Raw genomic sequence first — 16,439 nt, forward strand, 5'->3', positions numbered from 1 at the left:
TAAAAGCATTCAGCTAAGAAATTAGCTTGCAGACGACTTAGTTTGAAATAAATGACTCAGGATGGATGTTAGAACATACAGCAAAATGGCCAGCGGAAGTAGCGTATAGCCACCAATAACAATCACCAGCATGGCCATTAGAATGACAAGGTATTTCGGTTGATTCCCCGCCCATCCAAAACTTTTGAACTTGAGCGCTATCATCTCAAAAGGTGATACCAGCAACCAGGAAAAAAGCAGGGTCAAGCCAACGAGCACATATGTATTAACAACGATTGGGAAAGCGCCAGCCGTCCAAACCAGGCAAGTGAAAAAAAGCGCATTTGCCGGCGTGGGCACTCCTATGAATTTGTCCGACTGCCTAGTATCTATATTGAATTGAGCCAGCCTAAAGGCCGAAAAAACGGCAATTAAGAATGCGATGTAGGGGAGAAACTCGTTGGTCTGACTTGTTTTAAGCAGTTGGTAAACAGTGACGGCGGGCAACACACCAAAACTTACCATATCAGCCAGTGAATCCAGTTCCTTGCCAATAGCACTCGACACTTTTAGTGCTCTTGCGGCAAAACCGTCGAAAAAATCAAACACCGCCGCCATTACCACGGCAACAGGTGCCATTTCCACTTTACCTGACAGCACGATCACAATGCCTATACAGCCGCAAACCAGGTTGCCGGCAGTGAGAATATTAGGTACCTGGGCTTTTATCTTCATCTTTTCAAGCCACAAAAAGGGTTATAAACTTTCTCATATCCGATAGTGGTCGTTTCACCGTGGCCGGGAAAAACCTCCACATCGTCACTCAAGGTAAATAACTTTTCATGAATGCTTTTGATGAGCGTATTATGGTCGCCTCCGGGAAGATCGGTTCTTCCTATGCTTTGACGAAACAGCACGTCCCCTCCCATGAGCTGCCTGGTATCGGCGTGGTAAAATGCCACATGGCCAGGTGCATGGCCAGGCACAAAAAGAACATCCAGGCTAGTCGAGCCAAATTCCACAACATCGCCTTCATCAATATAGTGGTCGATCTCACTTTCCTCGTAGCCAGCAAACCCATAATTGGAGGCATATGCCTTTACGGCCCTGAGCACAGGCTCGTCCTTTTTGTGGGCATACAGCTCAATGCCAAAATTCCTTTTACAATAAGCATTGCCCAACACGTGGTCAATATGGCAATGGGTGTTGAGTAGCTTAACTGGTCTTAGTCCATTAGAAGCAATAAAATCGGTCAGCTCGAGTTTTTCAGATGTGTCGAAGCAACCCGGATCGATGATTACACATTCCTTTGTCTCGTCGTGTAACACATAAGTGTTTTCCTGAAACGGGTTGAAGGCAAAGGCTTTTATTTTGAGCATGCGAGGTTTGCTTTAGGAGGCAAATTTGTAGGTTTGAGGCTCAAAATACAAAATTGATGGAAGTTGATTTTCTTATTATTGGCCAGGGACTGGCCGGCACCACGCTGGCATTTGAACTGCTGGACAAAGGTAAGAAAGTAATGGTGATGGCAGACTCAAAGCAGCCATGTGCTTCCAAAGTGGCAGCGGGACTTTACAATCCCATAACAGGCAACAGGCTGGTAAAAACATGGAAAGCAGATTCACTTTTTGAAATCGTCGAGCCCTATTATCAAAGCCTGGAGTCGATGCTCGACGCAAAGTTTGTTCACCCAATCGGTATCTACAGGCCTTTTACCTCCATCGATGAGCAAAATGACTGGATGGCCAAGTCAGCCGATCCACAGTTCTCAGCCTACGTTGCCAAAGTGACCAGCCATCCTCACGACTCTCATTTGTTTCACGATCCATACGGCGGGGTTCATCTCAGGAAGGCTGGATTCATCGATACCACAATATTTTTGGAGGCTTCAAAAAAATACCTGGAAGCTAAAGGGTGTTTTACCGAAGAAATGTTTCATGAAGACAACCTTTCTATTGCAAACACTAGTATAAGTTATAAAGGCCTGAAGGCAAACAATTTGGTTTTGGCGCAGGGAGTTGGGGCACAACATGGGAATTTGTTCTCATGGTTGCCACTGCATGAGCTAAAGGGGGAAATTCTCGAAGTCAGCACCTCCCTTGGCAGCAACACTATTTTTAACAGGGGTTGTTTCATGCTACCAGCAGGTAATGAACGTTGGAGAGTGGGGTCGACTTACAATTGGCGGCAACCGGATTATTTGCCGACTGAACAAGGAAAAAAGGAGATATTGGAAAAGTTGAACTACTTATACAAAGGGAGCGTTGAAATAACCAATCACATGGTGGGGATAAGACCCTCTACCAAAGACAGGCGTCCTTTTTTAGGAAAACATCCTGCTCATGAAAACATTCATATTTTCAATGGGTTAGGAACAAAAGGCGTATCTTTAAGTCCCTTTTTTGCCAGGGAAATGGCAGACTACCTTGTCGGCCAAAAACCATTGAGCAAGGAAGTCAGTATTGAAAGATATTTTTCTTTATATTTTGAGAGAAATGTAGGATGATGAACAGGCAACTGGAGCGTTATTGGAAAACTGGCTTATTAATTGGCTTTATTCTTTTTTGTTCTGATCTGTCGGCCCAGAATATTTCGGGTGGATTTGGAAAAAACAGGGTTCAGTACAAAAACTTCGAGTGGTTTTTTTACAGCGCCGAAAATTTTGATATTTATTTCTACCAGGGTGGTGAAGACTACGCCAAGGCAGCTGCGGAGTTTCTCGAAGTTGAGTTCGACAAGCTTACCGACATTCTTGGCTATGCCCCGTATGCTAAAACAAAAATTTTCCTCTACAATTCAGTAGCCGACCTTCAGCAAAGCAATATTGGCGTCAACGATGAGACGTTTGCCGTAGGCGGAAAAACCAATTTCATAAAACTACAAGTAGAAGTTGCTTACCCTGGCACCATGCTGGGCTTTAAAGAAGAACTGCTGCATCAGATTTCCCGCATGCTCATCAAAGACATGATGTTTGGCGGGAGCCTTACCGACATGTTCCAAAACACCTATCTGCTCAGCTTGCCCGAGTGGTTTATCGAAGGTGCCGCCATGTATGTGACCAATGGCTGGTCCATCGAAATGGATGACTTCATGCGTGACTTCCAACAGAAAAACGGGCGATTCAAGAAGCTGAACAAGTACTCTTACGACCAGGCAGGCCTCATTGGGCAGTCGATTTGGAACTACATAGTAGTAAAATACGGCCGAAGCAATATCTCCAACATCCTGAACCTCACCAGAATCATTCGGAATGAGGAAAACAGTATCGCCAGCACGTTGGGCGTGCCCTTCAAAACCTTTCTCTCCGACTGGCAAAATTATTACCTGAATGCTAACACAACCATTGAAGGTGAGTACCGGTCGCCTGAAGAAGACAGTTTTATCACTCACCGCAAAAAAGACAAAGACTTTACCACCGTTTCAATCAGTCCCGACGGCAAGCACCTGTCGTACGTAATCAATGACAACGGTAAATACCGGGTTTTTGTAAAGAATTTGGAAACTGGAAAATCCACAAGAGTTATGACCGGTGGCTACAGAATGATCAATCAGGATGTAGATTTGAAAGTGCCAATGCTCAACTGGGTGGACAATGTGACCCTGGGAATTGTGGATGTCAAGTACGGCCTTTATGAGTACGTGCAGTACGATATCCTAGGCAAATCATTGATCAGAAGGCCGCTGGAAAGGTTTTCGCAGGTGCACAATATTGCCTTCAATAGCAACGGCAAGCTGGCTGTCATCAGTGGCGACATCAACGGCCAAAACGATCTCTACCTGGTGTCGCTAACCAGAAACGCCCTAAGGCGCCTTACCAACGACGTGTGGGACGACATTACGCCGAGCTTTCTGCCTGGTACCGATGCCATTGTGTTCAGCAGCAACCGACCAACAGATTCTCTGAAGTCGGCATCTAAAACTTTAAAAGACCTTCCAAGCCACTACAACCTGTTCCTGTACGACCTTGACACTACCAAAAATGTGGTGGTGAGGCTAACGAACAACATTAGCAGCAACTACCTTCCCAAGCCGCTTGATACTTACAACATCCTGTACCTAAGCGACCAAAAGGGAATTATTAACCTTTACAGATACAACAGGGAAGACAGCATTTACAGCCAGGTATCAAACTTCAATACAAGCATCAAGTCGTACGATGTTGATCCGGCGAGCAAGACTTTGACGGCCATTATGCTGAACGATGGCGTAGACAAAATTTACAAGACTGAGGGCTTCGACTACCGAACCCCGACCTTTACCCGGCAAACATTACGGCAAGACGTTCAACAGGCTCGCTTTTTAACGCAGCGGCTAGGAGAACGGAAGGCAGCTCAGCAACAAATAGTGGATAGCGTAAAGAGTGAAAAAGCGGAACAAATCCAAAAAGAGGCTGAGAAAAAAAGCGTTTTGAATGACCCAGCTCTGGCCGGAAGGTCAGACCTCATTGATACTGAAAATTACCAATTCGACAATGATGTGATTAAGGAAAGGAGTGAGTCGAGCTCCTTCCTTTCCAACTTCAGGGGCGTGGAGAGAAAAAGCAAAATATTGGGCCCGATTCCTTACGAGCCACGTTTTAGCGCCAACAACGTAACAACCTCATTTGTCATTGATCCATTGCGAAAGTTTGGCATGCTACTCGAAACCCGCATGAATGACATGACCGAGGATCATCATTTCTATGGCGGAGCACTGGCCATTGCCAACCTGAGGCAAGGCGATATTTTTGGCGAGTACCAGTTCCTGAAATACAGAGTCGATTTTAAGATGCGCTATGACAGAAAAGTTATTCGCAGAGAATCCAATGGAAATAATCAACTGGAAGCCGCCAACCAAAAATATGTACTTAACACATACACGGTTGGTGCAAGTCTGCCACTGAGCGTATATACACGGATAGCGTTTCAACCCTTCTTTTCTACCACAAGATTTCTGGAGCTGGACTACCGGACGCTGAGCACCTCTCCACCGAGCTTCCCCACCGACATAAGTACATCTTATGCCGGCTTCAAGTCGGAAATAGTGTTTGATAACACGATTTCGCATGGCACAAATATCATTGAGGGGACAAGAGCAAAAGTTGCATTTAACCTCTCGCAAAACCTGGGCTCTACGGCGCAAAGTTTCAACAACATTGAGGTAGATGTAAGGCACTACCAGAAGATTTACCGGGAGCTGATCTTTGCTACCCGCTTCATGTATGGAAGATTTTTTGGCAACGATGCCAAAACATACGTTTTGGGCGGTATGGACAACTGGCTTTTCAACAGGACCGACACCACCGGTCAGCGTGACCCTATACTACCCATGTATGGAGTAGACAATAGCGACATTCTCTTTTTACGCTACGTCACTAACTTGAGAGGTTTTAATTATAACAAACTAAATGGGAACAATGTATTGCTGTTCAATGCAGAGCTTAGATTCCCCGTCGTACGGTTTTTCCACCGGGGCCCTATTTCATCTAACTTTCTCAGAAACCTTCAATTTACTTCTTTCTACGACCTTGGCTCAGCCTGGACCGGTGCCTCTCCCTTTAACGAAGACAATAACGTAAACACTATTACGTACAAGGTTCCCGGATCTCCATTCCAGGCAGTCATCCGTAATTCGAAATCAGCATGGCTGGCCAGCTACGGATTTGGTGTGAGAACCTACCTGCTGGGGTACTACATTAAGCTTGATATGGCTTACCCTATTGAAGACTACGAAGTTCAGAGGAAGAGATTTTACCTTACACTCGGATTCGACTTTTAAAAAGCTAAAAGCTTACCATTTTAGATAATTGTCATAAATTTCGGGATGATAAAATCCATGACCGGGTACGGAAGTGCCTCCTTTGAAAACAGCGAGTGTAAGCTATCCATCGAAGTAAAAACACTTAATTCTAAATTTCTGGATTTATCGCTAAAGCTTCCAAAGGCTATTCAGGAGTACGAAATGGAGGTGAAGACTTTAATTTCAGAAATCCTCATCAGAGGGAAAGTCAACATCAACTTTGATTACGAAGAGAACAAAAAGGAAGAGGTTCGTTACTCTGTAAACAGTGTTTTCTTCGAACAATACTTCCAGCAGTTAAAGAGCATTTCAGCAAATCTGGTTGTTTCTGATGAGTCACTTTTCAGGCAAACTATGCAGATGCCTGAGGTGTTGCAGCAAAAGGAAGATACAGAAGATGCAAGGATTTCATTGGAAGAAGTTCTTCAAACAATGAGAAAGGCCCTTGAGGCCTGCGATAAATTCAGGGACAGAGAGGGTGAAGTGCTCTATGGCAACTTCGTATCGTACATCGGCGTCATCCGTCACAACCTTGCCGAAGTAGCTAAAAGAGACCCTGAACGAATCAAGGGGATCAAGGAAAGAATTGAAAAGAACCTCATTGACGTGGTAGGCAAGGAAAAGGTGGACCAAAATCGCTTCGAGCAGGAATTGATCTACTACATAGAAAAGCTCGATATAGCCGAGGAAAAAGTCAGGCTGGAGAGTCACCTCAACTTTTTTATTGAAGCACTTGGCAGCCCAGATTCGAACGGTAAAAAGCTGGCCTTCATTTCACAGGAGATCGGCAGAGAGATAAATACTATCGGTTCCAAAGCCAACGATGCCATCGTGCAACGGCTTGTAATAGAAATGAAAGAAGAGCTGGAGAAAATCAAAGAACAGCTTCTTAATATTCTCTAGCTCTCTTGCGGGTTTTACTGCCCGAGACTAAAAAAGATGGGTATAGTCATCCGAACCTTCACGGGCAAGCCACGCTGCTTTCCAGGGTTCCAGGGTGGCGCCCCGGAAAGCACCCGAACTGCCTCTTCATCGCAGCCACCGCCAATACCTTTAGCCACCTCAATATTGCTGATCGACCCGTCTTTCTCCACAACAAATTGGAGGTAAACCCGACCTGAAATGTTCATTTTTCTGGCATTCTGGGGATAAACCAGGTTTTCTCCCAAATACTTGTAAAACGCCTGCATGCCACCTTTTGGCTCGGGCTTGTTTTCCACAATGACAAATATTTCCTCGGCCTCCTCTTCGGGCAGCTCATCCATCACCGCTGGCAGAGGATCAGTGATCCGCATGTCCTGGGTGATCTCCACATCAAGGTCGAGATCAATATCCTCAAGCTCAATTTCATCGCTGATCTCAGTGATAACTACCGGCTGGTTTTGTAGCGGAGGAGGTGGGGGAGGTTGGTCAGTTGGTGGAATTTCTATCAAATCCTCAAATTCATCTCCCGTAAGACAGGACAACTCAATTTGGTCGCCTGAGTCATAGAATTTCCATTCAAATGCTACTATAACAAGCAATAGCGAAATAGCGAGCCCCAGCACAAAGAAAAGATTGCTCAAATCGTGGTCTCTTAATGCCTTACTCCTTTTGTGGTCCAGTAACTCACCAATCAGGTTTGCCTGCTTCTGCTTCCTGATAAGGGCATCTGCCTTGGGCGATCTGAGAAAATAGTTTTCGGGGTTATCTACCGTGCCTCGAATGTTGCTGCTTGAATCACGGCTTTCTGCGGGTATGGGTTGTGAAATTTTCATGGCTTTGGGTATTAAATTGATTGGCCATTCGCCAAACTTCAATACCAAAGTCCTCCATTTTCAGCTAAATAGATATGATCTACAAGGGCCCTGTCCTCTGATTTTAGTCATAAAAAAAGCCCCAATATTGGGGCTTTCCTTCTATAACTTATGTCCTGAATTATCCAAGCTTGAAGGTAATAGGAAGAATCATTCTTACTTTCACGGGGCGTCCACGCTGCTTACCAGGTTTCCACTTAGCCGCTTCCTGAATCACCCTTACGGCTTCTTCATCGCAACCAGCTCCAATACCTTTTATCGCCTGAACTTCAGTGATTGATCCATCTTTGTCAACAACAAACTGAACAAACACTTTACCCTCAACACCCATTCTTCTTGCCTGGTTGGGGTATTTCATGTTCTTTCCAACGTAGGCGTAGAATGCTGCCATACCGCCGTTAGGCTCTGGCTGGTCTTCCACAATCGTGAATATTTCGTCAGCAACCTCTTCTTCAGGCGCCTCTTCGAACACCACGTCTTCTATCACTGTGTTTTCAGTGATTTCAACGTCAAGGTTTACCTCAATTTCTTCTTCGATTTCCTCCTCATCAGGCACCTCGATAATCTCAGGCTGCTGAATCACCGGTGGTGGTGGTGGTGGCTGCTCGGTTGGAGGTATCTCCATTAAGTCTTCAAAGTTATCATCCACCTGACCAAGGTCAACCAAGTTACCATCGTCATAAAACTTCCACTCGAAAGCGGTAATGACAAGAAGTAAACTCACAGCCAGGCCTATGTTGAAAAACAGTCCGGTCTTTCTCTCAAGATCTGCTTTCTCGCTCTTTTTGGCCTCCATTGAAAATCAATTTAGTAGTTAGTTAATCTTTTCGTAGTAATTTCAAATGTAACGATTAAGAAATTTAATTCAAATTAGATTTCTTTCGCCGCACAAAATTTACTGCCAGCAAAGCAGTCACCGAGCCCAAAACATCCGCAAGCAAGTCAAGCCATTCTGAACTCCTGTATGGGATGAAGCTTTGAGCAACCTCAATCAGCATTCCTAAAACTAAGGAATTAGTTGCAACAATCCAAAATCTTACTGGCTTTTCATCTATCAACAATGTCTCCCGCACAACAAGTTCCGGGAAATAAAGCAGGGCCCAAACAAAGAACAGACCAAAATGGCCAATCTTATCAACCCCTGGGTATTTAAGAAACTCAAACCACCCACTGCCTCCGCCCTGGCTTAAGGTCAGGTAGAGGATCAAAGCCACCCATATATACTTAAGGCTTTGAAAAAGTCTTAACACCTTAATGCCCGATAAGCTCCTTATAAGCAGCCGCTGACAAAAGCTCTTCTTTCTCCGAAATATTCGACACTTTTACTTTGATCATCCAGCCCTCGCCATACGGATCGCTGTTTACAAGCTCTGGCTGCGCTTCCAGTGCCGCATTTACCTCAGTCACTTCTCCACTCAATGGCATAAACAGGTCAGAAACAGTTTTTACAGCCTCAACGGTGCCAAATACTTCAGCAAGGGCAACCTCTTCTCCTTCTTTTTCTATTTCGACGTACACGATATCACCAAGTTCGCTTTGAGCAAAATCAGTCACGCCAACAGTGGCTATATCTCCGTCAACTTTAACCCACTCGTGGTCTTTGGTATAAAGTAAATTCTCGGGAATGTTCATGGATATCTCTTTTATTTTAAAGTCAGCAAAAGTACACTCTTCTGTTTTAAGTGAAAAATTATTGCGCCAAACTAAATCTGAGCTGCACCCCGAAAGCAGTTGTCACTCTCTTAAAGGAGCTCGAAATCCTGGGCTGGTTAAGGTTTCGTTCAAAATAGAACTGAAGATTGAGTTGGTCATTGAGCATATAGCTCACGGTTGGCCGTACCTGATAGTTGATATTTCCCGCCGTTATGGTCGGCTCATCGTCAATTTTTCTTTGTAATGTCTTTGTATCTCTGACGGTCACTGCCACCCTGAAAGTAATATCGTTTTTAAGGGTCACTGTCCTTCCCTGTACCTTAAACGGCAATTCGTAGTCCGACTTCGTGACTCCATAATCCAGTGTCACGTCGTTGCTTTTGAGCTCCGTCACCTGGCTGTTGGAGAGGTTGAGTGCTAGGTTCCGCTCTTTTTTGTACTCTATCCTGGCCGTTACCCTCGATTTAGTTCTTAAGTTAATCCCCAAAAAGGGGGCAAACCGCTCGGACACCAACACCTGGCCCAGCACATATATAGGAATCAGCCCATTCTCCCCGTTCAGAGAGGCCATCGGATAATTCTCTATCTGATTAGTAAGGTCAAAATTATCGGCATTAAGTGGTGATAGCGAATCAGTGTAAGCCAGTGTGTTGCTGAAGTTGTTGATACTCAAACTTGAGGTGTAGGCATGGGTAAGGTTAATGGATGAAAACACCTGTGCAAGCTTCGGTATCCGTGACAGCCCGGCGTAGTCCACCCGCCAGTTAGGTATTGGAATCCTCGGGAAGGGCGACAATGAGGCATCGTTGGCAGAATGACCGGTATAGGCAGCTAAAAACGCAGGAATCAATACATCCTGGGAATTGAGGGCATACTCTCCGGCACTGTTTGAAGCGTCGAGTCTGCTTTTTATAATGCTCCTATTGTTTTCGAACTGCTTGAAAACAGACGAGATATTGGCGGTGTCATCTTTAATAAAAGCTGTGTTGATCGTTAAAATAGAAATATTGTAGCTACCCGATCGGGATGGTGTCAGCGAACGGAAGCTCTCCAATTCATCGTCGTATCGGTATATTTCCTGAAAATTACCCGTCACAGTCTTCTTTGCGTCAAGCTGAATTTTTAGGTCCGTGAATGGCTCAATATTAGCCCTTAGCTGCAAATCTGTGGTGTTGTTCTGAGTAAAAGGCGCCGAAAGAGACGTGCTTTTGGCAATCCAGCCGTTTTCTGCGGCCCTGTACCTGATGGTGGGATCCTGGCTACCGAAGATGAAGTCAGTGCCAGGCGCATTAAAGCCGCTGTCCAGGCCAAATAAATAAGCCCTTGGCCTGAAGCCTGGCAGCATGGTGCCTTCCCTTATGCTGTACGTACCGTTGATTGACCTGACCGACATCAAGAGCCTCAACAGCCCTTTAAAGGCTTTATTTTCAGATTTCTTTGCCTCAGTAGTGTCAACTTTTGTCCTTGGTCCTTTGGGAGCAGGGCCTGTCGGTCGTCGTCTTGGTGGGGCATTTATCGTCTTGAAATACTGGACTTTATTATATAAGCCTACCAGGTCAACCTTTCCATTCAGAGCCCTTTCCCTTGTATTTTGGATGAGGTTACCCAGCGTATCGGCTTGCGTGACGGAACCGGCCGTCCATGTGTAGCCAACGGCATAACGCAAATCGGCGCTTACCCAGTCGGTGACGGGAAACTTGTCGAAGGGCAGCCTGTAGTTGGCGCTCGCATTTTGGTCAAAATTCTTCATACGGCCAAGGTTCTTCAAATTGGTCCAAATGGAATCCTTCGCAGCCTGTGTGCTTATATCACCCTCGGGCTCATCAATAATGGCCCTTGCTCTGGCATTATAGTCGAGCGTAAGACTTTTGAAAACACTCCATCGAACACTATATGACCTGTTGAAGGTGAAGTATTTTTCATAAAATGGATCGAGGCCTACCGTGGTTAGGTTGGCATTTCTTAACTGCGTTCTGGCAAACCGCCTGTCTAAATCGCCCCTGATGGAAATATTGTTAGGCAGCGGTGATACATTAATGTCTTTTATGAATTTTAGGTAGGGGCTTTTCAAGCCCTCCGAGTCCTTGAACGGCTCCAGCACCAGCCCCTGCGTTGAGTAGTTGTACCCAACTCCTCCCCTATAGTTCTTCAATAAATAACTCTCCGTATTCACGTTACTGCTCGTCACGTCGCTATAGGAGTAATTGACAGAGAAATTTTCTATGTCGTAAAAGTCCTGCCTGGCATCCGGGTTTACCCTTTCCTTTCTCACATTTGTAAAATTCAAGCTTCGTCGTGTAGCTTGCTCCACCACTATTTGCCTGTAATTGTCCTGCCCTTCCTCGGTATCAATGCTAAGAAGTGAGGCTTCCAGGGGTATGTCCGGATCGAGCGGATCCCATTTGGGTGTAGCCACGGTATTTTCGTAACTGGCAAACATAGGGATTTTGATGCCTGTGTTGCCCGGAAGCAACTTATCCACGTTCACATTGGCTGAAACATCATAGCTGATGGTTTCTTCCCTTGTTCTTTCCGAAATCCGCTGCTGGATCCCTCCAAAGCCTACGGTCGTGATTCTGGCTGAACCTGAGACGGTGGCAAAATCAGCTAGCTGCGCATTTAGCCTGGTGTTGGCTGCCCAGCCTTTGGTATTATCAAAATCGGTTACCCGCAACTCGTTGGCCCAAATACAGACAGATTTAGGCTGCTGGTCGGGCGACTCCGGGTTTTTCACACCAATCATCATGGTAAGCACAGAACTCATATCCGGTCTTCCTACAATTGTTACTTTGTAGTTCCCAACCTGCTCAGTATAGGGCAATTCCACGTTGAATTTCGACCGGTTTCGGGCCGATTTGACAGCATAAAGCTGGTTAAATTCAATATCTATTTCATTTTCGGCTGGCCAAACAAGGCGCTGTAGTGCTTCGCCCGAAGAGCCTTCTACATTAGAAGGAGTTACCTTCAAGGGCACCTCAATCTCATAGTAATTCTGGTCAAAATCCGTTCCGAACCTAATGAAGCCTGAAACATCATCATCGTTCAGCCCATCTCCTTCGGCGTGCAGGAACATTTTGATTTTACCGTAGTTGATCAGGTCAAAATTGACGTTCTTGAATATAGCCCTGGCGTCCCTGTCCTCAAGGTTATCAACGCAAACTTGAATTGATTGCTCATTATTTTGGCGCTGTATAACGGTGGTGTTGTCTCGGTCACGATTGATTCCCGGAGGTAAAGTGTAAGGCGACTTTCCCTCGCTGGCTTTGCTATTTTCCTCGATGCTTACCACCGAAATGGTAAAATCCGAAGTGTACTGCTCGGGAACTTCGTTGTAGCTTCTGTCATACAGGCTCTCAGTGAACTTCCGCCACTGGCTTCCCACCAGTTGAAATTTGGACATTCTCAATACGACGGGTTGCCTCCAGCCCGTCAAATACATCCTCATGTATTTGATACTTTTAAACCCCGAGATATCGCCCTGAATTCTACTGGGGTTTCGAACAGGGATTCTGAAAAGATACCAGGTACGTTCGCCGCCTTCACCACCCACTACCCGGTCAACAATATATCCTTTACCTACTTCAAGCTGTCCTTTTTTTAGTGGGATTTTGTATTCGTAATACTCCTCCAACTCGTTGATAGTGTTGTCTTTGTTCAAGTCCTCGTTCTCAGGCAGGGCGCTGCCCAATGGTGTGAAGTTCTCTCCGCTGGCAGTTTGGACGGGGGTGTTGCCATCCATGCCATTGTAGTTTTTGTAGCGTTCCAGGATCTTTGCGTCCCGGGCATCCTGCTCGGCTCCTAAGTAGTACTCAAAATTATCACCAGAGGGGTCTTCAAGGATCTTGTTTCTTGCGGTACCTGAAACTTGTAGTTTGCTCACGAAGCGGTCGTTAAAAAAACTGGCTTCTTCACTATTTTTAAGACCATCGAGACCAACATCCTGATTAGGTCTTGCAGAAGCACGATTGTCAAAATAGTCGGTGAGGTACTGCTGCTGCGTTACTCTTCCCCACTCAGTTGTTGTCAATTTTTCCGTCCCGCCATCGGCAGGCATTCCATTTTCAAACCCATGGAGTCCATCTTTGATTATATCTTCCGAGATGCTACCCAGGTTGAAGATCAGTTCGCCACCGGTAGTATTAGGCTGGTTAAACAACCCGTCGAGTACCCTGCCACGTCCGTCATTGTCGTCGATAAATGGATCCAGCATCCAGAATTCGATGTATTCGACGTTTGTCTTGTCAAAGTCTACGTCAGAGGTAATTGCCCTGGTAATACCTCCCCAGTTTGATTCGGGATTTTTAAGTAAGCCATCGGTGTCCAGGTCGGGGTTGTAATTGTATTGTCCTCTTTCTGAGGGGAAATAGGCGATGTCAAATATCGGTTCGTTGGTGTTAACTATATTCCGGCTTCTCTGAGAGTAGATTTCCTGAGGGATAATGCCAGCGACGTAGTGGTTGTCCTTGTCCTTCTCCGTAATGTTAGGGGGAGAGTTCGGCCCTCCGTTTCGATAAAAAACGTTATCGATAATATACCAGGCAATTTTTGCTCTTTTGAAAGCGGAGCCAAGCTTGTCACCCGTTTGGTTGCTTAAGTCAAACCGGTTCCCGGGTGTCTGCGGAGTGGCCCCAAGCTTCCAGGCCTGGAAATTGCCCATGTTGTAGGGTGTTACCGCCGACTCAAAGTCGTCGATGTAGGATGTACCTTCGCCACCTACCTCATTGGAAGTACCTGGGTTGATTTGGGCCACTTCACCAGTGAAGGTAATTCGGGAAGGCTCCTTGGTGTCTACGAACGGGAGTGCGTCGACCATTTTGGTCAGGAACCTCGACTCCTTGCTCCAGTTTAAATCGAAGCCGTACAGCGAGTTTTTTGTCGGCTCGTTGCCAACACTATATCTTGTAATGCCGCCAGGACGTTCGTTCAGGTGGAGCCACGTTGCTCCCAGGTTTAAGTTTTCAGTGATCTTATAGTCAAACCGTGTTCCGGTGAGCCACCTGGTTTGAAAGTTGAAAACATCAGCTTTTTCGTATGAAATATTGATCTGCTTCCCGGAGTTGAGTATGCCTTCGTTAATGATCCTCACCCTTCCCAGGTTATAGTCGACCGTATAATCCAAACCTTCGGTCAGCAGTGTGTTGCCAGCAGTGACTACAACAGAATTGGGTGAAATGCTAATGCCCGGCAACACGATTTCGTTGGATGCTCCCGCCTGAAACTTACCCAAAATGAAAAATTTGTTTTTGGACGACACCTGCTCAGCATCAGCTTTTGTTGTTCGGTAAAGGGTGTCGTAAGCATACTTCTGGATGAGGTTTTGCTCATTGTCCTTATCGAAGTATGTTTTTAGGGTTTTTCCAAATGGCTCAAGCACAGGAAAGATAATGGTTCCGTTCCTCGAGTCGATGGTAACTCCTTCGATATAGTCGAAGTTGCCGTCCCGTTGCGGGTCGTTGTTGGGGTTGAGCTGGTCAAGCTTGAGAAGGTGGATAAGCGGCTGGTCTTTCGTAAGAGCCCCCTCATGCAAACTTGGATTGTCGATACCCGTCAAGTCATCCCGATAATGGATTCTCAGCGTAAACCCCTCCCTATCCACCTGGCTGGCGTTCAGGTTATAGATGTTTTTCATCATCAAGTCCCAGGTCGGAGTCGATGTGTTGATCTTATTAGGGCGGAGCATTTTCAATAGCAGCAGCTCATTTTCCGACAAGTTCTGATAGTCCTCCATCAATTCGCCTACTTTAAAGGTTCGGCCGTTGTAGGTGTATTCGTAGGCTACTGCCAGCACTTCGTCATTTGTCAGTTTTCTAAGAAGGGAGATGTAACCAAGCTGTTTGTTCAGCACAAATTCCTTTTCATCAAGTCTTCTGGCGGAGGTGATTTTTACATAGTCGACGGAGTTCATAAAGTTGTAACTCGACTCCAGAATGCCATCGACCTGGTTGGCGTCCCTTATTGCACTGTTCGCCTTCAGGGACTTGAATAAGCCGTTGGCATCGTTGCTCGCCGGATAACTGGTTTGAACGGGACTCAAATTAGGGTTGTCTTTGCGGTAAGCTTTATCGCTTTCTCCAAGATCCTGAAAGGCTAGCAAACTCCTCAACGTTTGGGTATCTCCGTTTCTTTTCAGCACATAAATCTCGACCCTGGTTACATTCACGCCCGATATTACCTGAGGCAAGCTGCCCAGCCACTTTTCATAATTGTCTCTAAAAAAATGCCCTAGAAAAAAGTGCCTGTTATCGTCATAGTCTGAGCCACGTACTTCAAATTCCCGTCCCTGAAACCCGCTTTCCAGGGTAATAACATCATTTCGGCCCTGCTGGCGGGAGACGACACTTGTCACAAACAGCTTCCCAAACTGCAACTGGGTCTTCACCCCGAACAAGCTTTGCCCGCCGGAAATAAGGCTGTTGCTGATGGGCATGCTCACGTTACCCACCTCAATCTTTTTGATGATATCCTCCTCATAACCAGTGTACTCCATCTTTAGGTTATTCTGGAAATCAAAAGAGTTGTTATTGTCGAAGTTGGCTGTGATAGCGAGCTTGTCGCCAACCTTGCCGACCAGGTTAAGGCTTATCTGCTGATTAAATTCAAATCCGCCGTTTCTTTGCTGCCTGATTGGTATTTGCGGATTGTCTATCCTCTGCCACCTGCCTCCAAAATCCAGCGTTACAAACCCATTGGGCTGAATATCGACGTAGCTCCCACCAAAAATCCGGTCAATAAGAGGACTGGTATACAGCTTAGGTATAAGCCTCCTACCACTCACCGCACTTTCTCCATCGAGGCCCCTTGACCGGCTTCTCCAATACTCCCGCAGCATTTCTTCTTCCTTCCACTTGCTGAATTCCTCGAACGTCATGGTGGTGGTTGGCCGATAATTCACGTCCCCTATCCTTTCATAGATGGTGTAATTCATCGACGTGTCAATTTCTGCATCGAGTGTGAGGCTTGCGGGGTTTTTTAACTGAAGGGGGGAAGGGCTTATTTTGTTAGAAAAAGGGTCTCCAAATCGATCAATAGGTTCGAATGTAGGCGTCTTTGAGGGTTGGTAGGGCCCTTTGAGTGAGTCTGGTATGGTGTCTTGCTTAAAGAGAAAATACTTATCGGCGTCCTCCAATAAAAAAAAGAGCGCTCAGCATTAGCAAGTAAAGCGCTGAGCACAAGCGAAATACACAAGAGTACTAGAGTAGTATTTAAAAATCTCCTCCTCAAACGGTAAAATGG

The 16,439-nt window shown here is 45.8% G+C and carries 10 protein-coding genes; 3 read left to right on the plus strand and 7 right to left on the minus strand.

Features of this window, described 5'->3' with window-relative positions; translation table 11 throughout:
• Positions 1-21 precede the first annotated feature (21 nt).
• Positions 22-714: a CDP-diacylglycerol--serine O-phosphatidyltransferase gene (pssA, locus tag RT717_RS20815; protein WP_317488281.1), complete on the minus strand. Its 693-nt coding sequence runs from the start codon at positions 712-714 to the stop codon at positions 22-24.
• Positions 711-1,358, minus strand: a complete 648-nt coding sequence (locus RT717_RS20820; protein ID WP_317488282.1) for an MBL fold metallo-hydrolase — start codon at positions 1,356-1,358, stop codon at positions 711-713. Before RT717_RS20820 ends, pssA begins: the two co-directional genes overlap by 4 nt.
• Positions 1,359-1,414: 56 nt before the next feature.
• Here RT717_RS20820 and RT717_RS20825 point away from each other — a divergent pair, with 56 nt between their 5' ends.
• Genes RT717_RS20825 through RT717_RS20835 form a run of 3 tightly spaced genes read left to right on the plus strand, consistent with a single transcriptional unit; the run spans position 1,415 to position 6,660 of the window.
• Entirely contained in the window at positions 1,415-2,485 is a 1,071-nt protein-coding gene (locus RT717_RS20825) for an NAD(P)/FAD-dependent oxidoreductase (RefSeq protein WP_317488283.1), read from the plus strand.
• A complete protein-coding gene (locus RT717_RS20830; protein ID WP_317488284.1) occupies positions 2,482-5,736 on the plus strand; it encodes a translocation protein TolB in 3,255 nt (1,084 codons plus the stop codon). The genes RT717_RS20825 and RT717_RS20830 overlap by 4 nt, the downstream gene beginning before the upstream one ends.
• Positions 5,737-5,781: 45 nt before the next feature.
• Entirely contained in the window at positions 5,782-6,660 is an 879-nt protein-coding gene (locus RT717_RS20835; RefSeq protein WP_317488285.1) for a YicC/YloC family endoribonuclease, read from the plus strand.
• Between the two features lie 14 nt (positions 6,661-6,674).
• On the opposite strand, the gene RT717_RS20840 is transcribed toward RT717_RS20835, so the two are convergent.
• The 5 genes from RT717_RS20840 to sov all read right to left on the minus strand — a co-directional run bounded on the left by RT717_RS20840 (position 6,675) and on the right by sov (position 16,332).
• On the minus strand, positions 6,675-7,514 hold the full coding sequence (locus RT717_RS20840; protein WP_317488286.1) for an energy transducer TonB: 840 nt from the start codon (positions 7,512-7,514) through the stop codon (positions 6,675-6,677).
• 160 nt (positions 7,515-7,674) lie between these two features.
• Entirely contained in the window at positions 7,675-8,349 is a 675-nt protein-coding gene (locus RT717_RS20845) for an energy transducer TonB (protein ID WP_317488287.1), read from the minus strand.
• Positions 8,350-8,413: 64 nt separating this feature from the next.
• Positions 8,414-8,803, minus strand: a complete 390-nt coding sequence (locus RT717_RS20850) for a VanZ family protein (RefSeq protein WP_317488288.1) — start codon at positions 8,801-8,803, stop codon at positions 8,414-8,416.
• Between the two features lies 1 nt (position 8,804).
• A complete protein-coding gene (gene gcvH / locus RT717_RS20855) occupies positions 8,805-9,185 on the minus strand; it encodes a glycine cleavage system protein GcvH (RefSeq protein WP_317488289.1) in 381 nt (126 codons plus the stop codon).
• Between the two features lie 58 nt (positions 9,186-9,243).
• Entirely contained in the window at positions 9,244-16,332 is a 7,089-nt protein-coding gene (gene sov / locus RT717_RS20860) for a T9SS outer membrane translocon Sov/SprA (RefSeq protein WP_317488290.1), read from the minus strand.
• Positions 16,333-16,439 lie beyond the last annotated feature (107 nt).

Source organism: Imperialibacter roseus (assembly GCF_032999765.1).
Classification (GTDB): Bacteria; Bacteroidota; Bacteroidia; order Cytophagales; family Cyclobacteriaceae; genus Imperialibacter; species Imperialibacter roseus.